Source organism: Paraburkholderia polaris, assembly GCF_012927345.1.
Lineage (GTDB): Bacteria > Pseudomonadota > Gammaproteobacteria > Burkholderiales > Burkholderiaceae > Paraburkholderia > Paraburkholderia polaris.
Genome location: NZ_JABBGJ010000057.1, coordinates 12675 through 35788, shown reverse-complemented (window position 1 = coordinate 35788; position 23114 = coordinate 12675). Strand labels below are relative to the sequence as shown.

At 62.8% G+C, this 23114-nt stretch carries 18 protein-coding genes and 1 riboswitch; of the genes, 11 read left to right on the top strand and 7 right to left on the bottom strand.

Annotated elements, in window-relative coordinates; all coding sequences use genetic code 11:
- Positions 1-43: 43 nt before the first annotated feature.
- The 4 genes from HHL24_RS37945 to HHL24_RS37930 form a co-directional block, all read right to left on the bottom strand.
- Complete coding sequence (locus tag HHL24_RS37945) at positions 44-2146, bottom strand: FUSC family protein (protein ID WP_169490441.1); 2103 nt, start codon at positions 2144-2146, stop codon at positions 44-46.
- 6 nt (positions 2147-2152) lie between these two features.
- Positions 2153-2614, bottom strand: coding sequence for a MarR family winged helix-turn-helix transcriptional regulator (locus tag HHL24_RS37940; RefSeq protein ID WP_169490440.1), 462 nt, complete (start codon positions 2612-2614; stop codon positions 2153-2155).
- 127 nt (positions 2615-2741) lie between these two features.
- Entirely contained in the window at positions 2742-4400 is a 1659-nt protein-coding gene (locus tag HHL24_RS37935) for a response regulator (RefSeq protein ID WP_169490439.1), read from the bottom strand.
- Between the two features lie 4 nt (positions 4401-4404).
- Complete coding sequence (locus tag HHL24_RS37930; protein WP_169490438.1) at positions 4405-5922, bottom strand: ATPase domain-containing protein; 1518 nt, start codon at positions 5920-5922, stop codon at positions 4405-4407.
- Between the two features lie 220 nt (positions 5923-6142).
- On the opposite strand from HHL24_RS37930, the gene HHL24_RS37925 reads away from it, so the two are divergent.
- Positions 6143-7219: an alpha/beta hydrolase gene (locus HHL24_RS37925; protein ID WP_169490437.1), complete on the top strand. Its 1077-nt coding sequence runs from the start codon at positions 6143-6145 to the stop codon at positions 7217-7219.
- 162 nt (positions 7220-7381) lie between these two features.
- On the opposite strand, the gene HHL24_RS37920 is transcribed toward HHL24_RS37925, so the two are convergent.
- Positions 7382-7969, bottom strand: a complete 588-nt coding sequence (locus HHL24_RS37920) for a histidine phosphatase family protein (protein WP_169490436.1) — start codon at positions 7967-7969, stop codon at positions 7382-7384.
- Between the two features lie 99 nt (positions 7970-8068).
- Positions 8069-8156: riboswitch (adenosylcobalamin (AdoCbl) riboswitch) on the top strand.
- Between the two features lie 53 nt (positions 8157-8209).
- Here HHL24_RS37920 and HHL24_RS37915 point away from each other — a divergent pair.
- From HHL24_RS37915 to HHL24_RS37900, 4 genes are all read left to right on the top strand, one after another.
- Positions 8210-8431: a CbtB domain-containing protein gene (locus HHL24_RS37915; protein ID WP_169490435.1), complete on the top strand. Its 222-nt coding sequence runs from the start codon at positions 8210-8212 to the stop codon at positions 8429-8431.
- Between the two features lie 11 nt (positions 8432-8442).
- Positions 8443-9189, top strand: a complete 747-nt coding sequence (locus HHL24_RS37910; protein ID WP_169490434.1) for a CbtA family protein — start codon at positions 8443-8445, stop codon at positions 9187-9189.
- Positions 9190-9614: 425 nt separating this feature from the next.
- Complete coding sequence (locus HHL24_RS37905) at positions 9615-10802, top strand: ABC transporter substrate-binding protein (protein WP_169490433.1); 1188 nt, start codon at positions 9615-9617, stop codon at positions 10800-10802.
- 84 nt (positions 10803-10886) lie between these two features.
- Positions 10887-11702 carry a VOC family protein gene (locus HHL24_RS37900; RefSeq protein ID WP_169490432.1) on the top strand — a complete coding sequence of 272 codons (816 nt, stop codon included), beginning with the start codon at positions 10887-10889 and terminating at the stop codon, positions 11700-11702.
- A gap of 176 nt (positions 11703-11878) precedes the next feature.
- Here HHL24_RS37900 and HHL24_RS37895 read toward each other — a convergent pair whose 3' ends face one another.
- Together HHL24_RS37895 and HHL24_RS37890 are read right to left on the bottom strand one after the other, a co-directional pair.
- Positions 11879-13795, bottom strand: coding sequence for an FUSC family protein (locus HHL24_RS37895; RefSeq protein WP_169490431.1), 1917 nt, complete (start codon positions 13793-13795; stop codon positions 11879-11881).
- 404 nt (positions 13796-14199) lie between these two features.
- On the bottom strand, positions 14200-15024 hold the full coding sequence (locus HHL24_RS37890) for a 2OG-Fe(II) oxygenase (RefSeq protein WP_169490430.1): 825 nt from the start codon (positions 15022-15024) through the stop codon (positions 14200-14202).
- A 252-nt stretch (positions 15025-15276) separates the two neighbouring features.
- Between HHL24_RS37890 and HHL24_RS37885 the strand changes: the two genes are divergently transcribed.
- The 6 genes from HHL24_RS37885 to HHL24_RS37865 all read left to right on the top strand — a co-directional run bounded on the left by HHL24_RS37885 (position 15277) and on the right by HHL24_RS37865 (position 22975).
- A complete protein-coding gene (locus HHL24_RS37885; protein ID WP_169490429.1) occupies positions 15277-16119 on the top strand; it encodes an FAS1-like dehydratase domain-containing protein in 843 nt (280 codons plus the stop codon).
- Positions 16120-16137: 18 nt separating this feature from the next.
- Positions 16138-16272, top strand: coding sequence for a hypothetical protein (locus HHL24_RS44695; protein WP_268966774.1), 135 nt, complete (start codon positions 16138-16140; stop codon positions 16270-16272).
- Positions 16273-16528: 256 nt separating this feature from the next.
- The gene (gene amaB, locus HHL24_RS37880; RefSeq protein ID WP_169490428.1) at positions 16529-18028 is read left to right on the top strand and encodes an L-piperidine-6-carboxylate dehydrogenase; all 1500 of its coding nucleotides are present in this window, start codon (positions 16529-16531) and stop codon (positions 18026-18028) included.
- 156 nt (positions 18029-18184) lie between these two features.
- Positions 18185-19357: an NAD(P)/FAD-dependent oxidoreductase gene (locus tag HHL24_RS37875; RefSeq protein WP_169490427.1), complete on the top strand. Its 1173-nt coding sequence runs from the start codon at positions 18185-18187 to the stop codon at positions 19355-19357.
- A gap of 123 nt (positions 19358-19480) precedes the next feature.
- Entirely contained in the window at positions 19481-20701 is a 1221-nt protein-coding gene (locus HHL24_RS37870) for an aminotransferase-like domain-containing protein (protein ID WP_169490426.1), read from the top strand.
- Between the two features lie 483 nt (positions 20702-21184).
- Positions 21185-22975: a DUF2138 domain-containing protein gene (locus tag HHL24_RS37865; RefSeq protein ID WP_169490425.1), complete on the top strand. Its 1791-nt coding sequence runs from the start codon at positions 21185-21187 to the stop codon at positions 22973-22975.
- Positions 22976-23114: the final 139 nt, after the last annotated feature.

The window sequence follows — 23114 nt, the reverse complement described above, 5'->3', positions numbered from 1 at the left end:
CGGGAACTGGCAAAGGGGTGGATTGGGTTGCGGGACGGGCGCATCAGGCTGCAGCCTCCGGTTCGGGCGGCGTGGGTGTCATCAGCGTGGCCGGAAACAGCGAAAGACGCAAGCCGACCAGCGCGTGTAACGCCTCGCGTAGCCGGCGCGCCGAGGTTTGCGAGGTCGCGCTCGGCGCTTCGGCATGGGCGAGCCCTTGCGCCGTGACGCGCGCCACGGCAGCGTCGATCGAGGACATCAGGCTCTCCGGCACCGGTTGGCGCGCGCGCTGGTCGATGCACGTTTCGAAGTATTGGCACACGTCTTCGAGGACATGAGCGATCGCGGCCGGCGCTTCGCCGCCGAGCTTGGCGGTCAGGCGGCGCAGATCGAGCGCGTTGAAGGCGATGCGCAGATCGCGGAAGCTTTCGATCGACGGATGGCGATGGTCGTCCGTGGCGGCCAGGCGCGGGATCAGCTGCATCAGGCGGTCGAGCATGCGCGCGGCGAGATTGCGCGGGTCTTCGATGGTCCGTGTGGACGCGGTCAGCGCCACGTCCGCCCAGCTCGAGCGCAACAGCCGGGAGGCTGCGAGTTCAGCGCCGAACGGCCGCGTCACGCGGGTCCACAGATAGGCATACAGCAAGCCTGCGAGGCCCGCGAGATTGCTGTTCAGGAAGATCAGGAAGTCGGCCGAGTAGGCGTCCTGAATGCTGATGAAGGTGGCGGTATTGACGGCCACGAGCACCGTCACCATGTTGAACTGCGGACGCGGAATCAGCGTGCCGACGAGGATGAACGGCGCAGCGAACAGGATGACCAGCATCGGGAAGTCATGCACGTGTGGCAGCACGACGAACAGATAGATGCCGGCGGCCACCACGGCGATCGCCGTCGCGACGAAGAACTTGAACACCATGGGCGCGGGTTCGTCGAGCGCGGCAAAGAAGCAGCAGGCGACCGCCGCCAGCGTCACCGCACTGGCGCCGTCCGCCCAGCCTGAGCTGATCCACAGACTGCACGCGATGACCACTGCAGCGCCTGCCGAAACCGTCGAAAACAGCATGATGCCGCGGTCGAAAAACCGTTCGGTGCCGCCCAGCCGCCAGTGACGAAAACGTGGCCGCCACGAGCCTTCTTCGCGCGTGATGATGATGCGCAGCGAGCGGCAGTCTTGCCATACATCGATGACCTGTTTCAAGCGCCACAGCGCGTTCGAAAGCAGCGCGCCGTCCCAGTTCGCCAGCGCGGCCGGCGTTGGCTGCATGGCGGCGATACGCTCGCGTAATGCATTGGCTGCCGCGTCGGGGTGATGGCCCCCGCTGGCTGCGGGAAGCGGCGCATTGAACCACTTGGTGACGTCGTTGAGCAACGCTTCGAGCCCCTCGGGCCATGTCTGCCGACCGCTGTTGTAGAGGGCGATCAACGGATCGGCCAGCGCCGACATCATCGGCAGCAGCAACTGCATGCGCCCGCGCAACTCATAAGCGCGCGCCAGGATGTCCGGCCGGGTATGGTCGTAGGCAAGCTGGCTGAGCAGCAACTCCAAGCCGTTGACGGTGCCCGCGATCCGCTGGCGAGCCCCCGAGATCGCCGCGCTGGCAATGCGTCCGGACAGCGTTTCGGTCGCATAGAACGCGGCGTCGCGAAACCACGCGTCGGTCCGCTCGATGATGGTGGGCGCAAGCCGGCTAGGAAACAGCGAACTGCCGACGATGCTCGCGCATACGATGCCAAGCGTGATCTCTTCGGTGCGGCTGATCGCCAGATCGAACACGCCGCCTGGATTCGTTACCGAAGGCAGGGCGATGATCGGCATGGTGTAGGCCGCCAGCATGAACACGTAGCTGCGCGCGGTGCGGTCAGCCACCGCCAGATACAGCAGCGTGCCGGTCCACAACGCGACGATCACGCTGAACAGATACGGCGATTCGACAAACGGCGGCACCAGCAACACGGCCGCGGACGCGCCGAGCGCGGTGCCGAGCGCACGATAAAGCGCCTTGGAGCGGGTCGCGCCGACAAACGGATTCGACACGATGTAGACGGTGGCCATCGCCCAGTACGGCCGCGGCAATTCGAGCGAGAGACCGATGTAGAGCGCGATCATCGCCGCGGCAAACGTCTTGACGGAGAACAGCCAGTCGCGGATGGAGGGATAGACCATAAACCGTTACTCGGAATCCCCGGCGTTGTGCGGTGCAGCTGCGTCGGCCGTGAAAGCGGCCAGCACCCGCAAGGTCGCTTCGAGATCGCTGCGCGAGATGCCTTTCAAAGCTTGCGCCCGCAGCGTATTGAGTTCTTCTTCCATTTTCGCGGTGACGGCGCGGCCTTCATCGGTGAGCACCACGGTCTTGGCGCGCCGGTCTTCGGGATCTTCGTCGCGGCGCATCAGGCCGGCGGCGCATAGTTGATCGAGCAGCCGCACGAGCGAGGGCCCTTCAATACCGATGTGATCGGCCAGCGTGACCTGCCGCACCGCTTCGCCAAGCCGGCTGGCGGTCAGTAGCGGGGTGGCGCACGCTTCTGAGACGTTGAAGGCCGCGAGCACGCCATGGCTCGTGCGCCGCCATTTTCTGGCAGCGACGACCAGGGTGCTGCTAACGGTGCGGCGCAAGGCATCGAGATTCGACATGGCCGATATTGTATTGCCTAAATATTCGTTAGCAAACTATTGAATTGGAGATTTTTGTAAAGACGTACTCGGCAGCAGCTTGCCGCCGTAATGTGACAACTTCTCCGAGGCGCCCTGCGGTCCCTTTTCAGGCCACGAGGCCGAGCCGTACGGTACGCGCCAGATCGTCGAGCTGGAATGGTTTGCGCAAGATCGTGCAGCGCTTGACGGCGAGGCCCGAAATATCCACGTCCGCGTAACCCGTCGCGAGGATCACCGGCAGATCCTCGCGCATCTTGCGAGCCTCGGCGATGACGTCGATGCCGTTCATCCCCGGCATCGCGAAGTCGACCATCAGTAAGTCGGGGTTGTCGTCCTTCAAACGGTTCAGCCCGGCCCGTCCATCCGCCGCTTCGGTTACGGTGTAGCCGAGCCTCCTCAGACAATCGACCAGCATCGCGCGCACCTCGCCGTCGTCTTCGACCACCAGCACGCGTTGTACGCCGACCGCGTTCTCTTCCACATCGAATACCGCTTCGGTTTGTGGCGTCACGCGCTCGCGCAACGGCAGCCAGATCTCCACCGTGGTGCCGACGCCTTCCTCGCTGAAGAGGCGCGCGGTGCCGCCGGCTTGCCGCGCAATGCCGTAGACCTGGCTCAAGCCGAGGCCCGTGCCCTTGCCGATTGGCTTGGTCGTGAAGAACGGATCGAACACGCGCGAGACGATATCGCGGGACACGCCCGAGCCGGTGTCGGCGACTTCGACCACGACATACCGGCCGGGTTCGAGGGTTTCATCGGGGGCTATGCGCTCCTTCACGTGAATGCCCAGTTGGCCGCCGCCAGGCATCGCGTCGCGAGCGTTGATCGCCAGATTGAGGATGGCTAGCTCGAGCTGATTGGCATCGGCCTCGGTCCACATCTCTTCGCAATCGGATTCGTTGACGTAATGGATGCTCGAACCGAGCGACACGGTGACGATGTCGCGCATGCCGTGCAGCAAAGCGACCACGTCCACCGCTTTGAGATCGAGATTGCTGTTGCGCGAGAAGGTCAGCAACTGGCCGGTCAGTTTCGCGCCTCGCTCGGTCGCGCGTTTGACGCTTGCGGCCATTGCGCGAATGCGATCGTCGCTGCCGACCCGCGCGATCAGCTCCGAGTTGACCATGATGACGTTCAGCAGATTGTTGAAGTCGTGCGCAATGCCGCCGGTGAGTTGCCCGAGCGCTTCCATCTTCTGCGACTGCACCAGCACCGCCTGCACTTTGGCGCGCTCGTGAATCTCCATCATCAGCCGGTTGTTGGCGGAAGCGAGTTCATGCGTGCGCTCGGCGATGCGGCTCTCGAGCGAATCGTTGAGTTGCACCAGCGCTTCTTGCGCCTCCATTAGTTCGGCCAGATGGCGGCGCGATTCGTACTGCCGCGCGCGCGCCCGCAGCGAGGACCCCACCGCGCGCCGCAGCGTCTCCGAGTTCAGCGGCCGCTCGAGCACCACCACGTTGCCGAGCCGTTCGAGCACTTCGAGGCTGCGTGCCGAACGGTGCCCGACGCGATTGGCCGCAAGCAGAATAAAGGGGAAGTCGGACCACGCCGGCTGTTGTTCGAGCCAGCCGAACAGGCGCGATGCATGGCCGTTCGCGAGCGCCTCTTCGGCGATCAGCGCGCTGCCCGCCCCGGCATCCAGCGTTTCGGTGAGCGCGTCGGCGTCGCGGCAAGCAACGCATTCGCGGTCGTCCTTGTGCAGGACCTCGGCAATCACATCGGCGTCGCGGCCAAACGGTGCAAGAATAAGGACGCGTTGCTCCATGACGTTATCGCGTCGACGTGTCGATGACGCGCTCCGCTGAACCGAGCAGGGCGGTGCCGCCGCGGTAGGACGGCAGGCCGGAGAGCACGCCCTCGAAGTCCCGCAGCGCTTCACCGACTTCCACGCCGCCGCTGCCAAGCCGGAACTGACGGATCGAGCGCTCGTGGGCGTTTGCGCGGCTCTTCACGGCAGTCACGGCGGTCAACACTTCGCCGTGGTGCTCGAAATAGCGGAACAGGACGACGACGTCGCTGAGATAGCTGATGTCGATGTCGTTCTGCACATCGCCGATGATGCCGTGCTGGCCCAGCACGAGCATCGTGACGATACCTTGCTGGTTCAGATAGCCGAGGAGTTCGTGCATCTGCAGCAGCAGATAGCGCTCGCCGGGCATCGCCTGGAGATAGGCATTCAGACTGTCGATGGCGACGTACTTGCAGCCCTGCTTCTCGACTGATTTGCGCACGTCGCTCGCGAATTCGCCGGGCGAAATCTCGGCCGGATCGATCTGGCGCAGCGTCAGCAGACCGCTCTCGACGTGCGGCGCCAGATGCATGCCGAGCGTCGCGCAACGGATCATCAGCGTGGTGAGGGTCTCGTCGAACACGTAGTAGACGCAGCGCTCGCCACGTTCCAGCGCGGCGATCAGGCACGACACCACAGTGGTGGTTTTGCCGACGCCGGACGGGCCGATTATCAGCGCATTGGTGCCCGGGATCAATCCGCCGCCGAGCAGCGCGTCAAGGCCAGTCGTGCCGGTACTGAGCACTGCCGCATTGAATTCCGTATGATGCTCCGCTGCAACGAGGCGCGGATAGACATGGATGCCGCCGGTGTCGAGGGTGAAGTCGTGATAGCCCTCGCGGAACTTGATGCCGCGCATCTTGGCGACGCGCATGCGCCGCCGGTTGCCGCCGTAGTCGTGCACGAGGTTGTCGAGGCTGAGCACGCCGTGCGCGATGCTGTGCAGCTGGATATCGCCGGGGTCCGACGTATTGTCGTCGAGCAGGAGCACCGTGCATTCGCGGGTGGCGAAATAGCGCTTGAGCGCGAGAATCTGCCGGCGATAGCGCAACGGGTTCTGCGACAACAGACGCAATTCGGAGAGGCTGTCGAGCACGATGCGCGTGGGCTTGAGCGCGTTGACCTGCTCGATGACGTTGCGTACGGTCTCGCCGAGTTCGACTTCGGCCGGGTGCAGCACGGTTTGTTCGTATTGCGGGTCGAGGCCTTCGTCGGACAGGAGTTCGAGGATGCTGAAATTGCTGAGGTCCCAGCCGTGGCTGTCCGCTACTGAGATCAACTCGTCGCGGGTTTCTGACAGCGTGATGTATAGACCCGCCTGGCCTTCGTGCACGCCTTGGAGTAAGAATTGCAACGCGAGGGTAGTTTTGCCTGTGCCGGGGGCACCTTCGACAAGGTACATGCGGTGCGGCGTTAAGCCGCCGCCGAGGACATTGTCGATTCCTTCTATTCCGCTGGAAAGGCGGGCCGGTGTGCCGGCGGCAGGTCTGTTTGACATGGCGAGCGGGTTGGCGTCAATTAGTGGACTGATTTCTTTGCCGGTACGCTGTGGATGCAATTTGTATGCCCGCGGTCGCCGTTTGCCTGCGTCGTTGGGCGGCGCGCGTTACGCGGGCTTTTCGCGGCGCTTCACCAGTTCTGGGTTTTTGAGTTTATCAACGACGGATTTGACGATGCGCCGCGTTCAAGACAGTGCACAGTGATCAGGAGCAAGCTGCATGACATTCAATCTTTCACGACGTCTGGCGATCGGGTGCGCGGCAGCCGGCGCCGCCATGCTGGTATCGCTCACGCAACCGGCATTCGCGGTGCATCCCGACGAGTCCCATCTGAAACCGGTAGCGACGATCTCGGATACACGGTTCGCGATCGACACGCCGCAAGGGCAAGCTGAATTTCCGCTGTATCTGTCGAAGGATTGGAACGTCGCGCAACCGCAGGTGACGCGTGCAGTAATCGTGATTCACGGCAAGTTGCGCAACGCGGACGTGTACTTCCGCACCGCGCAGAATGCACGCGACGCCGCGCATGCGGATACCGACAGCACGCTCCTGATCGCGCCGCAATTCCTTGCCACGCTCGACACGCGCGTGCATAACGAACCGGCCGATCTGCTGCGCTGGAAGGGCGACGCGTGGATGGGCGGCGAAGCGGCGCGAGGGCCGCTGCCCATCAGCTCGTACGCGGTACTCGACGCGATTGTTACGCGCCTCGCGGATCGCAAGCTGTTTCCGAATCTGCAGCATGTGGTGGTCGCAGGGCATTCGGGTGGTGGGCAAGTTGTGCAGCGCTATGCTGTGGCGGCGCGTAACATCGACGCCCTGACCCGTGAAGGCATCGACGTGCGCTACGTGGTGGCGAACCCATCAACGTATGCGTACTTCGATGCGCAACGGCCGAACGCGCAAGGTGTCGCGGCGCCGTTCGACGCCGCGCAATGCGCTGACTTCAATCAGTGGAAATACGGCATGGACAATCGGCCGCCGTACCTCGACGACCGCTCGCCCGCGCAACTCGAAGCGACCTATGCGTCGCGCCGGATCGACTACCTGGTCGGCGGCGCGGACACCGATCCGCAGCAAAGCGCGCTCGATAGAAGCTGTGCCGCCGAAGCGCAAGGTCCGCAGCGCTTCGCGCGCGCAGAGGCGTACTACCGGTACATCCAGTCGCGTCATCCGGAAGGCTTGAAGCAGAGCTTGCATATCGTGCCGGGCGTCGGCCACGATGGCGCGCGCATGCTGACGTCCGTTTGCGCATTGTCGGCGATGTTCGACACCAAAGGATGCGAGCAATGAGCGAGGCGAGCTCGAATCTGCGTGACGGTGCGGTGTCTGCCACGGAGGCATCGAACGTTTGTGATCGACGGCATCGGGCATGATGCAAAGGGGATTTTTGCCTCCGCGTATGACATGAGTTTCGACTCGGCGGTCCGCGCACGGCAGACATTGCGGCCGCCGTTACTGTGATGCCGGCCACCATGCCCAGCCGCGTCGCGAGCGTCGCAACTCGACCATCGCGAGCGGTGCGATCTCGATGCGCGGAAACACGGCCGGCGACGCCCCGAGCGCATGAACGATGACGGCTCTGATTACCGGCGCGTGCGTGATGGCCACAATATTTTGCGCATTGCGCGGTTCTTCGCTCAACGCATTGTCTAACGCGTCGAGCCACTGCCCCACCCGCTTTACGAGTTGAGTAAATGACTCGCCGCCATGCGCGGCAGCGTCGGGATCGTGTGTCCATGCGGCGAGCTCTTGCGGCGCTTCAACGGCGAGATCGGCGAGGCGGCGGCCACGCCACAGGCCGTAGTCCATATCCGCCAGTCCCTCGTGGACCGTTGCAGCCACGCCCAAGGCCGACGCCGTATCACGCGCGCAGACGGCAGGGCTGACGAAAATTGCCGCGTTGTCCGGAATCGACAGAGGCGCGCACGCGGCGCCTGCTTCGGCGAGGCCGCGTGCGTCGAGCGGATCGTCGGCGGGGAAGCGGCCGGCGCGCATCGCCGCGGTCGATGCGTGGCTGATCAGTAACAGCCGTGTGTCCATTCAGTTCATTTCCATTGTGGCCAGACTAAAGCGGGACGCTTGTGACGCATGCTTTTTGCGTTGCCGGGAGCCAAAGTTTAGCGCGTAGAATAGCGACACTGCGAAGCACGGAAGCCGGTGAGAGCCCGGCGCGGTCGCGCCACTGTAATCGGCATTCACGAGCCGAAAGCCAGACCTGAGCTTCGCACCATCCCTCTTCAATCGACTATCGGGGCGCGTTACCCCCAGGAGATGTCCATTATGACCAACGCTGTTTTCGATGCCGCGACGCAGCCCGTCGCCCAACCTACGCCGATTCCACTGCGTGAACTGCTGCCTTGGGTCGTGTTCGGCGGCTTGCTGCTGTTGCTCGCGATTTATTTCGTTGGTGCGGAAGAAGGCGCCACGTCGCTGGTGCCTGGCATGTATGTGCATGAATTCGTGCACGACGGCCGCCATCTGCTCGGCTTTCCCTGCCACTAACGGAGTCGAACATGGTTGGTAAATTGTTGGTACGCGGGATGCTTGCAGGCATCGCCGCGGGATTGCTCACGTTCGGCTTCGCCAGATTGGTGGGCGAGCCGCAGGTCGATCAGGCGATCTCTTTCGAGGAAAGGGCCGACGCCGCCAAAGGCGAAGCGCCCGAACCCGAACTGGTGAGCCGCGACACGCAATCGGGCTTGGGATTGTTGACGGGCGTGGTGACGTATGGCGCCGCGTTCGGTGGCCTGTTCGCACTGGTGTTCGCGTATGCGTACGGTCGGGTCGGCGCGTTGAGTGCGCGCGCGTTGTCGGCATGGCTGGCGCTTGGCGCGTTTATCGCGCTGGTGATCGTCCCTAACGTCAAATATCCGGCGAATCCACCTTCGGTGGGCGACCCTGAGACGATCGGGATGCGCACCGGCTTGTTCTTCCTGATGATTGCGATCTCGCTAGCCGCGCTGGTGTTTTCGCTGAAGGTGCGGCGGCGCGCGGCGCTGAAGCTGGGCGCGTGGAATGGCTCGATCGTAGCCGGTGTGGTGTTTGTCGTGATCATTGCTGCCGTGCAGCTGTCGATGCCGACGATCAACGAAGTGCCGGCGGCCTTCCCGGCGGTGCTGTTGTGGAAGTTCCGCGTCGCGGCAATCGGAATGCAGGTGATTATGTGGACGACCATTGGGCTGCTGTTTGGCGCGATGGTTGAGCAGAGTAAATTGCTGACTCCCGCGGGCCGCAGCGCGGCGAAGTCCGCTTATCTTTGATGTAAGAGGCGCGGCCGTAAAGGCCGCGGCGAAGCCGCTTACTCTTTGACGCTAAAGGCGCGACCGCGAAAGCGGCCGCGCCGACGTGCAGCGTAAGAGAAGCCAACTGCATCAAGTACTTGGCGCGTTTGCCAGAATGTTATCCACAGCCTTGCGAACAAAAACTGTGGATAAGCCGCGCCTCCGCAATGCGCCCGTCCTCGCGAACTGCGTGGGCGAGCATCGCTGCATCCACCGGCACCGCAAGCAACAATCCGATCTGCGTCAAGCACTTAGGTGCGTAGCCCCGTTGTTATCAACAACCCTATGAACATTTTCTGTGGACAAGTTCCACAGCTGCATAACGATATGCGAATCGCTTGGTTGCCCGAAGCCGAGGCAAATCCGACACTCACTCCAATCTCAAGCAAACCGAGCCTGGAGCCATGTCGAACCCATCAAGCCTGCGCCCATCATGGGCCACTCACTTCACCGCACTTTTGCTGCTCGCCGCATCGGTAATAACGACGACAACAGCGGCCACAGCAGCACCCCCTTCGGGCGATCCGATCCTGATAGGCGTCAGCGGCCCGCTGACCGGCCAGAACGCTCAGTACGGCGCTCAATGGAAGGCTGGCTTCGATCTCGCATTGGATGAGATCAACAGCCACAACGGCATCAACGGCCGCCCGCTGAACTACGTCTTCGAGGACAGCCAGAGCGACCCGCGCCAATCCATCACGATCGCGCAGAAATTCGTCAGCGACCCGCGCATCCTGATCGAACTCGGCGACTTTTCCAGTCCGGCTTCGATGGCCGCCTCGCCGATTTACCAGCATGCCGGCCTCGTGCAACTCGGCTTCACCAACTCGCATCCTGACTTCACCAAAGGCGGCGACTACATCTGGAGCCCCTCGGTCAGTCAGGCCGACGCCCAGCCGCTGCTCGCTGATCTCGCCGTGAAAACGCTCGGCCTCAAACGCATCGCCGTGCTCTATCTGAACACCGACTGGGGACGCACCAGCAAAGACGTCTTCGTCAAAGCCGCCAATGAACGCGGCGCGCAAGTCGTTGCGGCTGAAGGCTATCAGCCGGCCGAGAAAGATTTCCGCGCGACGTTGGTGCGGGTGAGCGCTGCCAACCCCGATGGCATCGTGCTGATCTCGTACTACTCCGACGGCGCGCAGATTGCTCGCCAGGCACGGACGAGCGGCATCAACCTGCCGATCGCCGCGGCCAGCTCCGTGTATTCGCCGAAATTTCTCGAACTCGGCGGCGATGCCGTCAACGGCGTGGCGACCAACACCAGCTTCTTCCCCGGCGAATCCGGGCCTGAGGTGCAAAGCTTCGTCAAACGCTTCGAAGCGAAATATCACCGCGAGCCGGACGCGTTCAACGCCTATGCGTACGACGCTGTCATCATCGCCGCTTACGCGCTGCGCGCTGGTGGCCCTGACCGCAAGGCCGTGCGCGATGCGCTGCCGAAGCTGCATGACATTCCGAGCGTCGTGTTCGGCAAGGCCAATTTCGATCCGGCGACGCGTCGCGTGATCGGCGTGAAAAACATCAACGTGGTGGTGAAGAACGACAAGTGGGCGTTGCTTGAGAGCAAGGCGACGGTTGTGCAGAAGTAGGCATCCCAACGTCCGTCGAACTATCCGATCATCCGCGACATCCGCGACATCCGCGACATCCACGACATCCACGACATTTGAGCCATGAGCCTTTTACTCGATCACATCGTGATTCGCGTCCACGACTTGGCGCAGACCATTGAAGATTTCACGGCGCTCGGTTTCACCGTGCAGCAAGGCGGCACCCATGCCGATGGCGTGACGCACAACGCGCTGATCGGTTTTGCCGATGGCAGCTACATCGAGCTGATCGCGTTCTTGCAGGCGGCGCCGCAGCGTCGTTGGTGGGACGTGGGGCAGCGTCATGGCGATGGCTTTGTCGATTACGCGTTGTTGCCGTCGAGCGTGGGCGCCGTGATCGATGCCGCGCATGGGCGCGGATTGCGATACGACGGTCCGCAGGCGGGCGGGCGTATACGTCCGGACGGCGCGCGACTCGAGTGGCAGACCGGCCGGCCGCAGACCAGCGATTTGCCATTCCTGTGCGGGGATATCACGCCGCGTGATCTGCGTGTGGCTGAAGGCGCGGTGCGTGAACACGCGAACGGCGTGCGAGGGGTGTCGAGTTTGACGGTCGCCGTGGAGGATCTGAAGGTGAGTGTGCAGCGGTATCGGGCGTTGCTCGGTGCGAGTGAGCAGGAGACGCGGGCGGTGGCTTTGCCGGGGCTAGGGGCAGTGTCGGCGACGGTGTCGGTTGGCGATGCGTCTGTTGTGTTGTTGAGCCCCGTGCGTGTCGACGCGGCGAGCGTCACCACCGAAGGCGCGGCGTTGCGCCGGCAACTCGCCACGCGTGGGGAAGGGGTGTTGGGTGTTGCGCTGCGCGCCGACGGTAATGCGGAGTCGCGTGTGCTCGATCGTGATCGCACACATGGTGCGTGGTTCGAGATCGCTGCGGGGTGATGGACGGCGTTGTTCTGCGCGCGGCGTGCAGCGCTTAGGAAGTTAAGTGGATCAATCAGTTGGGGTTGTTGTGGGGGTGTTATCCACAGGCTTGCGAACATTTTCTGTGGACAAGTTCACCACAGCAACCATCCCCCAAACGCCGTAGGCGGACAAAACCAAGACCCCATCGCCGCTTACGCGCTCCTACCCCTAAGCGCCCAATTGAAGACGCTCCGCGTTTTGACAACCGGCTGCGTCAGCCGATCAAACAACTGCGCGACCGCGCCATCTAGCTGAGCGAGTGCCGGTGTTTTTGCCGGATCGACGTCAACGGCAGCAGTCACCGACACACGCTTATCCAAACCGTCACGCGCAGCGCGTGCCACGTCACCGCTATACCGCGCGATCAACGAATCCAGCCGCGCAACGATCGATTCCACATGCGCAGCGCCCACATCGGCAGCATTGAGCGCCACATCTTCCGACGACGCGCCGCGCCGCGAAGGATCAGTCAACACCCGCGCCCAGTGCAAACAACACAGCAACGAACCGGTAGCAAGTTCAACGCCGGGATTCCACACCACCACCCGCTGCGTCTGCAGCGGTTTCAACGCGATCCGCAAATCATGCCAGGCGCGATCGAGCTTGCGCATGGCTGGCGCTGTCCCGGGCGCTTGAGCGGTGGCGCCTGCGAGCCGTACTACCTCGCGTAGTGCGCCAAGCACAGACCCAAGCCTCGCCTCGACATGCCGAGTCGCCGCAAGCGGCATCATCAAAATCGCGATCGCAAACGACACGAGGCAACCGACCAGCACTTCCTCGATCCGCAACTCAACCAGCGGCCCCATCGCGAAACCCAACTCGCCATACACGAGCCCGACGAGCACGGTAATGAAAAACACCCCCGGCGCATACGCACTCAGGATGTAGTAAGCCCAACCGAACACGCACAGCACCATCGCAGCCACGAGCAGCACGGGCGAGTCGTGCAGCGGCGCGACCAGCAACACGCTGACTAGCGCGCCCGCCAGCGTCCCGGCGAGGCGCTGCGCGCCGCGATAAACCGTATCAGCGCGTGACCGCGTGCCGAGAAACACCACGAACGTCGTGATGACTGCCCAGAACCAGCGCTCAGGAGACAGCGAGTGACCGATCAGCATCGCGAGAAAAGCTGCCGTCGTGGCGCGCGTGGCGGGCAGCCAGCAGAGCTTGGTGCGCAAATCGGCAAACCATCGCGCCATCGACTGAGCGCCTGCACTGCCTGCGGAAAAAGGTGAAGCGTGTCGCGCATGGCCCCGATGCGCGAGCTCTTTGAGCCGGGCAATCGCGTGACGCAGCACGTCCGCACTCGCTTGTGCGCTGCCGTGTGCCGGCGCTGAAGCAAACGCATGCTGCCCCGCCGCGACTTCCACTTCGACAATCCGCTCACGAATCCTCTCGGCATCGGGCGGATTCAATAACGCCAACTGTTCTTCAAGCGAGAGCGCGGCTTCGTTCAGCGCCGACAGATGCACCGCGCTCGGCGCGGCGAGCACACGCGATGCGCGCAACGTCACCGTATGAATAGCAAGCCGGAAGCTGGCAGCCGCCCGCATCGGCACGATGACACGGCCGACCAGCGCGACCATCAGCGGGCCGAATGCGGACAGCAACAGCGACTGCACAACGTGCAAGGACGAGGGATGCAGGTACAGCCCAAGATAGAAGCACACGACGCCCAGCATCGCGCAGCCCAGCGCACGCGGCCCGCAGGCCTGGACCAGCATGCCGACGAACATCACGACCAGGAAGCCCGCATCGCCAGCCAGCGGATAACGGCTCAGGACGCCCGCTGCGGCAAAGCACACGCACGCGCAGAGATAAAGACAGAACACTGTGCCGAACCACGCCGGCCGCCGCGCATCGCGGACGAACAGCGGCGCCACCATCGCAAAGAGGATGCCGGGTGCGGCGAGGGTAATCGGTTGGTGACGAAAGACGGTCCACGCGATGCTGGCAATGCCGGTTAGCAGGCAGGCAAGCGCAACGCGTAGCGCGGTATGGAGACGCACGAGTCCCGGGTCCGCAACCAGCAGGCGGTCGGCGACGCGCGAAAACGCGGCAGCAATCATGATCGATGATATCCAGGCTAAATGGCCGCCACCGGCTTTTGGCCGATTGCGACAGGGCGGGCATGCGAGCCCGCCACCTTCGTATCGTCGAATGAGGCTGCCGTGCCGGGATCACCGGCTGGAAGCCCCGTCCGACGACGGGCAATAACACGCGAACAGGCAAGCCAAACGCGCTGCAAAGGGTGGCGCAGCGTGTCCGGCAGGTTCGGGTTTTCCCGGATGATACCGGGTCAAAATTACGCTTGTCGAATTTTTGCGGCGGCGCAGCAGCGCTGCAAGCAATCAAGGCGGGGGACTCCAGCGGTAACGGGTGGCGGCGCAGCAGCGCTTCAGCCCGCGCGGACGGAGGTCTGCCGCATGCATACAGCGGCGCCGCCTGGAGCGGCCCACGTAGTCAGTCCGCGTCAGGTGGCATCGTGGAAAATCACCCCGAGCGTATGCCGGTGGCCCGACCGCAGGCGGCTCACGCCATGCCGCAGATTCACGCGGTACACGCCGCGCGTGCCCTGCACCGGCCGGTGATGGACCGCAAACACCACCGCATCGCCCTTGCCGAGCGGCACGACTTCCGTGCGCGACTGCATCCTCGGACGCTGCTCCGTCATCACGAACTCCCCGCCCGTGAAATCTCCACCGGGCTCGGACAGCAGAATCGCGACCTGAAGCGGGAAGACGTGCTCGCCGTATAGATCCTGATGCAGGCAGTTGAAGTCGTCAGTGGCGTATTGAAGCATCAGGGGTGTCGGGCGCATCTGACCGGCGGCGTGGCAGCGGGCGATGAATTCGTCGTGCGCGGCTGGATAGCGCACATCGATATTCATCGCCTCGTTCCAGCGGTTCGCGACTGGCGCAAGGTGCGGATAGAGCGCGGCGCGCAATTCCGCCACCCGATGCGGCAGCGGATACGCAAAGTACTTGTATTCACCACGGCCGAAACCATGCCGCGCCATCACGACGCGGCTGCGATACAGGTCATCGCGCGGATAGAGTGAGGTCAGCGCGTCGCATTCCGGCGCACTGAGCAGATTGCGCAGCATCGCGCAGCCGTAGCCGTTCAGTTCTGCTTCGACATCGAACCAGTCGATCGCGTCGACACGCTGCGTAAGCGAGCCGGTGACGGTGCCGAAGCCTGACTCCAGTGCGCCCGCGTGTTTCAGTTTGGGCTCGAACCCTAACTCCAGTTCCAACTCCGGCGACTGCAAGTGCGAGTTTTTCGCGACCGTATTCATGAGCATTCTCCGTAAGGCGATTCATCGAACCATGACTGAGTGTAAGGAAGCGCCTAAGGCCTCGCACTCCGACTCTTGCTCTTCAATTCCCGTATCGTTACGGCCGGGCCGCTCGAACCTGCCACGCAGGCGTCGGGGGCGTCTTAAGCAAAAGCAAAGGCCTGATTCGACAATGCCAACTTCGCGAAATGTGCCGCAAGGTTCATAGTAAGACTCTATTTAGCCCAACAAGCGTATTCGGAGACCTTGCCCATGTCTGCTTCCCCAGAGAAACTCGACGACTGGCTTTACAAGGAAGCAGTGACCGAAGACGGCATCACCGCTTTTCCGCTGACGGCAATGGCCGCGACCCTGGACCGGGAAGGAAGTGGCGATACGGTTCCCCCGCTTTGGCACTGGCTGTACTTTCTGCCGATCGCGCCGATGTCCGAGGTCGGGCCTGACGGTCATCCGAAGCGCGGTGGTTTTCTGCCGCCGGTGCCGTTGCCGCGCCGCATGTGGGCCGGTGGGCGTCTGACGTTTCATGCGCCGCTCAAAGTCGGTGAGCATGCGAAACGTACGTCGACCATCGCCAATATCGAAGACAAGACCGGCCGTTCAGGCCGTCTCGTGTTCGTGACCGTCCAGCACGCGATCGAGGCCGGTGGTGAATTGAAGCTCGAAGAAGAGCACGACATCGTCTACCGCGACGCGCCGCAAGAGGGTGCCCGTCCGTCACAACCGGCGCTCGCGCCGGAAGGCGAAACGTGGCGGCGCACCATCGACGCCGACGCCGTCATGCTGTTCCGCTACTCCGCGCTAACCTTCAACGGCCATCGCATCCATTACGACTACCCGTACGTGACGCAGGTCGAGGGCTACCCCGGCCTGATCGTCCACGGTCCGCTAATCGCCACCTTGCTGGTCGATCTGGTCCGCCGCGAACAACCGGATGCGACGCTGCAAAGTTTCGCGTTCAAGGCGCTGCGTCCCACTTTCGCGGGCCAGCCGTTCACGGTATGCGGCAAGCCCTCTGTCGACGGCAAAAACATCGACCTGTGGGCCAAAGACCACGAAGGCTATCTGACCATGCGCGCCACGGCTGCGTTCGCCTGAACTCCACGAGATTCGACTATGCAAACCTCGCAACAGGTTTCCTTCCTGGACATTCGCGAAGCAGTGCGCGATCTATGCCAGCGGTTTTCCGGCGAGTACTTCCGCAAGCCGTTCGCGCGCGTGCTGGTCGACAAGCTGGTCGCCGGCGTCTGAGCAGCGCCGCGTGAGCCGAGCCCAATAATTTCCAATAAGAAACGATTGAGCGAGCTACGCCGCCCCGCCGGCGCCTCAGCAGCAACGACCCGCACCATGCCCTGACGCCAACCATCCCCCCAGAACGTCAAGCTCACAAGCCCTTCCACCCCCGTCCGCCGCCCAGCTCCGGGCAAATACCCTTGCCGCCGTAAAATCCCGCGTGTATAGTTTCCGAACTTACTCTTGTTTCGCATCGGAAATTAAAGGGATTCTCATGGACGCTTCCACCATCCTCGCCGACCTCGGCATCGCCCACGCGGCGCAAGCCGGCGACATCGCGGTTCATTCGCCGATTACCGGTGAACTCATCGGCCGCGTGGCCAGCAACACGGTGGCGGAAGTCGACGCGGCCCTCGCCAATGCGCAAGACGCGTACACGGCTTGGCGCAACGTCCCGGCGCCGCGCCGCGGCGAGCTGGTCCGTTTGCTTGGCAACCGTCTGCGTGAAAAGAAGCAGGCACTTGGCAGCATCATCACGCTCGAAACCGGCAAAATCCTGCAGGAAGGCATGGGCGAAGTGCAGGAAATGATCGACATCTGCGACTTCGCGGTCGGTCTGTCGCGCCAGTTGTACGGTCTGACGATCGCCTCGGAACGCCCTGGTCATCGTATGGCTGAAACATGGCATCCGATGGGTACGTGCGTCGTCATCTCGGCGTTCAACTTCCCGGCAGCGGTGTGGTCGTGGAATGCGGCGCTGGCGCTGGTGTGCGGCAATGCGGTGATCTGGAAGCCGTCCGAAAAGACGCCGTTGACCGCGCTCGCCGTCAACCAGATTCTCAGCGAGGCGCTGAAGGAATTCGGCGACGCGCCGGACGGCCTGACCGCACTGATCAACGGTGGCCGCGATGTCGGCGCGAAGCTGGTGGCCGACCCACGCGCATCGATCGTCAGCGCAACGGGCAGCACGGAAATGGGCCGCACGGTCGGCGTTGAAGTGGCGAAGCGCTTCGGCCGCTCGCTGCTCGAACTCGGCGGCAACAACGCGGGGATCGTCGCGCAAACGGCGGATCACGAGCTCGCGATGCGCGGCATCCTGTTCTCGGCCGTGGGTACGGCGGGGCAGCGTTGCACGTCGCTGCGGCGTCTGTTCGTGCACGAAAGCGTGTACGACAAGACTATCGAACGTCTGAAGCAGCTGTACAGCAAGGTGCCGATCGGCAATCCGCTCGAAAAGGGCACGCTGATGGGGCCGCTGATCGACAAGCAATCGTACGCTCGCATGCAGGAAGCGCTGCAGCAGGCTACGGCCGAAGGCGGCAAGGTGTTCGGCGGCGAGCGTGTCGAGGTAAAGGGCCATGAAGGCGGTTATTACGTGCGTCCGGCCATCGTTGAAATGCCGTCGCAAACGGCGGTGGTGCTGAAAGAAACCTTCGCCCCGATTCTCTATGTGCTGCGCTATTCGGATTTCGCGGATGCGGTCGAGGCGAACAATGCAGCGGTTCACGGTTTATCGTCGTGCGTGTTCACGACCGATCTGCGCGAAGCCGAACGCTTCCTGTCCGACTCGGGCAGCGATTGCGGTATCGCTAACGTGAACATTGGACCGAGCGGCGCGGAAATCGGCGGCGCGTTCGGTGGCGAAAAGGAAACCGGCGGCGGTCGTGAGTCGGGTTCGGACGCGTGGAAAGCCTACATGCGCCGCGCGACCAATACGGTTAACTATTCGTCGGCGTTGCCGCTCGCGCAGGGCATCGACTTCAATATCGACTGATCCGGTCAGTAGCCGCACCGCAACGTAGCCATAAAGCAGTAGAGCATTCAGTAGAAAACAGCGGCGCATTCACTCGCCGCTGTTCACAACTTCTTTCAGCAATCCGTTTGCGCCGCCCGCTGTGTCTGAGCGGCCACGCTACTCGTGGAGTAAGACGTGAGTTCCAAAGTCGTGATCGTCGGCGGTGGGGTGATCGGCAGCTCGATTGCGTATTTTCTGCGGGCGTCGGACCCGACGGTCAGCGTCACGGTGATCGAACGCGATCCGACGTATGCGCGTTCGTCGTCGGCATTATCGGCGGCATCTATTCGCCAGCAATTCTCTACCCCGCTCTCCATTCAGATGTCGCTATTCGGCATCGAGTTTCTGCGCTCGATCGGCGAGCGGCTCGAGATTGATGGTGCGAAACCGTCGATCGATCTGCACGAAGGCGGCTATCTGTTTCTCGCCACTCCCGCCGGTGAGGCGACGCTGCGTGAGAATCATGCGCTGCAAAAGAGTCTCGGCGCCGATATCAGTCTGCTCGACAAAGGCGCGTTGCAAGCACGCTTTCCCTGGCTCAACACAGAAGACCTCATTGCCGGCGCTTACGGCGAAAGCGGCGAGGGTTGGTTTGACGGCTATGGTCTCGTGCAGGCGCTGCGCAAAAAAGCACAGTCGCTCGGCGCACGCTATGTTGCCGCCGACGTCACCGCGCTGCATCGCGACGGCAAACACGTCACGCAAGTTCAAACCGCGAATGGCGAGGTCTACGCCTGCGACGTGGTAGTGAACGCTGCGGGCGCCTGGTCGCGCAAAGTCGCGCAGATGGCCGGCATCGACCTTCCGGTGTTCGCACGACGCCGCAGTATTTTTAATGTCACATCGCCAGCGCGGCTCGACCATTGTCCGTTGCTGATCGATCCGAGCGGCGTGTATTTCCGGCCTGAAGGCGCATCGTTCATTTGCGGTACGTCACCGTCCGCGGATAACGACCCCGACGATTTGCCGCTCGACGAAGTCGATCACGCGATATTCGACGACGTGATCTGGCCAACGCTCGCGCATCGCGTGCCGCAATTCGAAGCGCTGCGCGTGCAGAACTGCTGGTCGGGCTACTACGAATACAACGTGCTCGATCAGAACGCAATCATCGGACATCACCCGGACGTCGATAACTGCATTTTCGCCAATGGCTTTAGCGGGCACGGTTTGCAACAGGGCCCGGCAACCGGCCGCGGCATCAGCGAATTGATTTTGCATGGCCGCTACACGACGCTTGATCTGGGTTCGCTGAGCTTTACACGCGTACTCGAAAACCGGCCGATCGTGGAGAAGAACGTGGTTTAGCCGGCGTGTTCGAGGTAATGCGGAAAACGCAATACGTAGTGCGTAGATATCGTTTGCCCCTTACCCGGACGATGGCCACAATCGACGCCGATCTTCCATCGACAAGATAAACGGCCCGTCACCATGTTCACGTTCAATCCTGCATTCGAAGCGCCGACCGGTTCGCCGATCCGCGAGCTGTTCAAGTATCTGGCGCAGCCCGGCATGATTTCGTTTGCCGGCGGCTACCCGGCGAGCGATTTGTTCGACCGCGAAGGTCTCGACGCGGCCGCGGCGCGTGCGTCGCAGCAGCCCACGCTCTGTTTGCAATATGGTCCGACGGATGGCCTCGCCGTCCTCAAGGAACAACTTGCGCATTTGATGACACGGCGCGGTACGCCTTGCACGCCGCCGGAATTGCTCGTCACGACTGGTTCGCAGCAAGGCTTCGATCTGCTACTGCGCGTGATGGTCGCGCCGGGCGACGTGGTGCTGGTCGAACAGCCTGCCTATCCGGCGACCTTGCAGGCACTGAAGCTGCAAGGGGCCGACGTGGTGACGGTGCCGGTCGACCAGGACGGGCTCGATGTCGCCGCGCTCGCCGCGTTGCTCGAGGCGGACACGGAAGCGGGCACCGCAGCGGGCACATTCGCGCGGCCGCCGAAGCTGCTCTACACCGTCCCGACCTTTGCCAATCCGACCGGCGCGACCTTGTCGCTCGAGCGCCGCATGGCGTTGCTGAAGCTGGCGGCGCGCTACCATTTTCTGATCGTCGAAGACGATCCCTATGGCGACCTGCGTTTCAGCGGCGCGGCGTTGCCGTCGCTGCTCGCGTTGAGCGATCAGGTGCCGGGTTCGCGCGACTGGGTCGTGCATTTTTCGAGTCTGTCCAAAATCGTCGCACCGGGTTTGCGGGTCGGCTGGATGATCGCGCATGCGGAAATCTTGCGCCGTTGCGTGATCGCCAAGCAAACGGTCGACCTGTGCAGCTCGCCGTGGACCCAGGCGATCGCCGCCGACTATCTCGCGAGCGGCGCGTTGGAGCGACATCTGCCACGGATCGTCGACGCCTATGCCGGGAAGTGCCGCACGTTGTGCAATGCGCTCGATGAGCATTTGGGTGACGCCATCGCGTTTCATCGTCCTGCCGGCGGCATGTTCGTGTGGGCGCAATTGAAGGGTGGGCAGAATGCGTCCGATTATTTGCGCGCGTGTATCGAGCGCAACGTCATGTTTGTGCCGGGCCTTGCGTTCTATAAAGACAGTATTGATCTGGCGGCGTTGCGCTTGTCATTTGCGGCGCCGGGCGTGGCCGATATCGAAACCGGTGTGCAGAGAATGAAGCAGGCGCTCACACTCTTTTGATGGCGGCTAACGCTGTATTTGCGGAAAAGCAGTAAGAGCAATGCCTGAAATAACCCGGTGAGCACGCGGTGCGCAGCCGGGTTTTTTATGCAGACGCTAAATCGCGGAGATTTAGCGTAACCATCCAGGTCCGGTAAAGCGACATAAGGCCACGCGCGGCCAGACTATGCTCGCACGCTCTCCTCTGTCCCGTTCAGGGCGGCAGCAGGCGTAAGCGCTTCCTACCTTGTATGCCATCGCCTGCTCGGCCCGCCGTTTTAACTCAAGCCGCTGCTTCGAATGGGCGTGCTTTCTAATGATTTAATTCCATTCGCCCAGTATTTCCGTCAAACTCCTGAAACATGGCTAATTGTTAAATGGAGAGTGCCGCCGGTTTTGAGCTAAAAATATCGGTTATCATCGCTGCCTTCGGCGAATGATCCCGATGAGTTAATTCATCGGCAATCCACGTTAATACCGTCGCATCGAACCAGAAAAAATCAGATGAAGATGTCGCGTAAAAAGATTGCAATCCTGGTAGTCGGTCTTCTGGTCGTGGCCGGCATCGTCATTCAGGCGGTGTGGCGTCCATTCGCGCATCGCAAAGCCGCTGAAAACGGCGAAGTCGTGCTCGATATTCATCACCCGGACGCAGTGATCGACAGCGAAGCGCTCTCGCGTTTGCCGCGCGACATCTTGCGTGTGCCGCTGTTGCACGACGTGCTGACTCAGGACTTCGTCGACTATTACGAATCGAACGACACGCGGCTGTCCACAGAAGGCGCGTTGCGGCGTCTCGCATTCGAACATCAACTGGACTGGCGCGATGAATTGATCCGCCGCGTATTCGACGAACCCGCGCATGTGTTGCTGTGGCGCTCGCCAGATGGCCGCCTCGGTTACTGGGTGATGTCAATGCACCGTAACGGTCTGGCGAAGCTGCTGCAAGGCTTCGGCAACGTTGTCGCGAGCGACTCGCAGCTGAGCCAGGTCGCCAAACTCTCCGGCGACGTGCCCGTCTATGCGTTGAAGCTGGCGGTTGGCCGCACGATTCTGTTCGCGACGAAGGACGACCGCCTTGTTGTGATGTCCGCACCCGGCGTGCTGCTCGACGCGAAAGGCAGCTTGCTGAGCGAGCGGGCCGACGCCGTGTCCGAGATGCTCTCGTCTGGCCGCGACGATGCGGCGCGCGCCTATCAACTGGACGCGCCCGGCGATGCGCCGAAGGGACATCGGCTGGTGGTGTCGGCGAATTATTTGTCGTTTGGCTATCAGGCATTTTTCTCCGGTATCGACGCGCTGCGATTCGATTTTTCGCCGACCGGCAACTCGGCGGCGAACTGGCAGACGTCCGCTTTGATCGAGCCAGGCAAGTTGCCCGAGGAGTGGAATAGCGCCGACTTGTGGCGCGCGTTGCCGGCCAATCCGGCAGCGTGCGCGAGCTTGCCGGCCGATTGGAAAGAGGCGTCGGGCCTGTTGGGCAAGGTTGCGGATGTTGGCGCGGATGGCGCTGCTGCGATCGGCGATCAGCTCGCCGGCCCTGCGGCCGTCTGCTGGTATGCGAAGTCCGCGCTGGTCGCGCCGGTGTTCGTCGCTCGCGTGAAGACGCAGGACGCGGCGGGCATCGCTGCGCTGAAGGCCTCGCTCGGTAAGACCTTTGGCGGCGTGATCGGCGCGTACGAGGCGAAGGCCGCCAAATCCGGCGACGCCGATTCGGGCTATCGCCGCTTGCCGGTCACGAAGCACGACCAGGGCGCCGGCGTCACCGTGTGGCAACGGCCGGTCAGTGCGCGCTCGGGTACCGCTTTGTCCAGCAAGGCGTCGTTCGCGTCGCAGCTGTCGGCGGAGCGCTATTTCCCGGTGACGCTCGCACTGGCGCACGGCTATCTGATTTTCTCCCCTGATTCACGTCTGGTCGACGATACGCTCGCCGTGCTCGACAAGCGCTATCCGGCCCTCGCCGATACGCTCGCGCCGCAGCGGCTGCCGCGCACGATTCTGACGCTGACGCCGTCGTCCGCGGCTGCGTTGATCGAACGCGAAGCGGGCGCGGCGCTGCCGCCGGATCAGGAAGCGGTGTTCCGCAATGCGTCGCGCACCCATCTCGTGCCGAAGCTGCATGCGCTTGCACACTACCCGCCGGTTTCGTTGACACTGCCGCAGAACTTGCCGGGTTCGACGGGTTGGGTGCCGGTGGAGTGGTGGTTCGATCGCGCGAAGGCGGGTGCGGGTGGCGATGCGGATGCCGGTGCGGCTGATGCACCGGTGGATCAGCCCGGCACCGAGGGCGATTGAATGCGCCGCCTTCACGTCTCCGACGTGGCGTTCGCGGCGGATGCGCGCGTGCAGGCGCAGGCGCGTGAATGTGCGACGCGTGAGCGCGCACGAGCCGCGCATTTCGCCACTGGCGCGGGCGACGCATCCGCCACCACTG

What these genes read in the sequence shown, in the direction of transcription:
- HHL24_RS37945 (WP_169490441.1), bottom strand. Translation starts at nt 2,146, where the DNA reads ATGGTCTATCCCTCCATCCGCGACTGGCTGTTCTCCGTCAAGACGTTT.
- HHL24_RS37940 (WP_169490440.1), bottom strand. Translation starts at nt 2,614, where the DNA reads ATGTCGAATCTCGATGCCTTGCGCCGCACCGTTAGCAGCACCCTGGTC.
- HHL24_RS37935 (WP_169490439.1), bottom strand. Translation starts at nt 4,400, where the DNA reads ATGGAGCAACGCGTCCTTATTCTTGCACCGTTTGGCCGCGACGCCGAT.
- HHL24_RS37930 (WP_169490438.1), bottom strand. Translation starts at nt 5,922, where the DNA reads ATGTCAAACAGACCTGCCGCCGGCACACCGGCCCGCCTTTCCAGCGGA.
- HHL24_RS37925 (WP_169490437.1), top strand. Translation starts at nt 6,143, where the DNA reads ATGACATTCAATCTTTCACGACGTCTGGCGATCGGGTGCGCGGCAGCC.
- HHL24_RS37920 (WP_169490436.1), bottom strand. Translation starts at nt 7,969, where the DNA reads ATGGACACACGGCTGTTACTGATCAGCCACGCATCGACCGCGGCGATG.
- HHL24_RS37915 (WP_169490435.1), top strand. Translation starts at nt 8,210, where the DNA reads ATGACCAACGCTGTTTTCGATGCCGCGACGCAGCCCGTCGCCCAACCT.
- HHL24_RS37910 (WP_169490434.1), top strand. Translation starts at nt 8,443, where the DNA reads ATGGTTGGTAAATTGTTGGTACGCGGGATGCTTGCAGGCATCGCCGCG.
- HHL24_RS37905 (WP_169490433.1), top strand. Translation starts at nt 9,615, where the DNA reads ATGTCGAACCCATCAAGCCTGCGCCCATCATGGGCCACTCACTTCACC.
- HHL24_RS37900 (WP_169490432.1), top strand. Translation starts at nt 10,887, where the DNA reads ATGAGCCTTTTACTCGATCACATCGTGATTCGCGTCCACGACTTGGCG.
- HHL24_RS37895 (WP_169490431.1), bottom strand. Translation starts at nt 13,795, where the DNA reads ATGATTGCTGCCGCGTTTTCGCGCGTCGCCGACCGCCTGCTGGTTGCG.
- HHL24_RS37890 (WP_169490430.1), bottom strand. Translation starts at nt 15,024, where the DNA reads ATGAATACGGTCGCGAAAAACTCGCACTTGCAGTCGCCGGAGTTGGAA.
- HHL24_RS37885 (WP_169490429.1), top strand. Translation starts at nt 15,277, where the DNA reads ATGTCTGCTTCCCCAGAGAAACTCGACGACTGGCTTTACAAGGAAGCA.
- HHL24_RS44695 (WP_268966774.1), top strand. Translation starts at nt 16,138, where the DNA reads ATGCAAACCTCGCAACAGGTTTCCTTCCTGGACATTCGCGAAGCAGTG.
- amaB (WP_169490428.1), top strand. Translation starts at nt 16,529, where the DNA reads ATGGACGCTTCCACCATCCTCGCCGACCTCGGCATCGCCCACGCGGCG.
- HHL24_RS37870 (WP_169490426.1), top strand. Translation starts at nt 19,481, where the DNA reads ATGTTCACGTTCAATCCTGCATTCGAAGCGCCGACCGGTTCGCCGATC.
- HHL24_RS37865 (WP_169490425.1), top strand. Translation starts at nt 21,185, where the DNA reads ATGAAGATGTCGCGTAAAAAGATTGCAATCCTGGTAGTCGGTCTTCTG.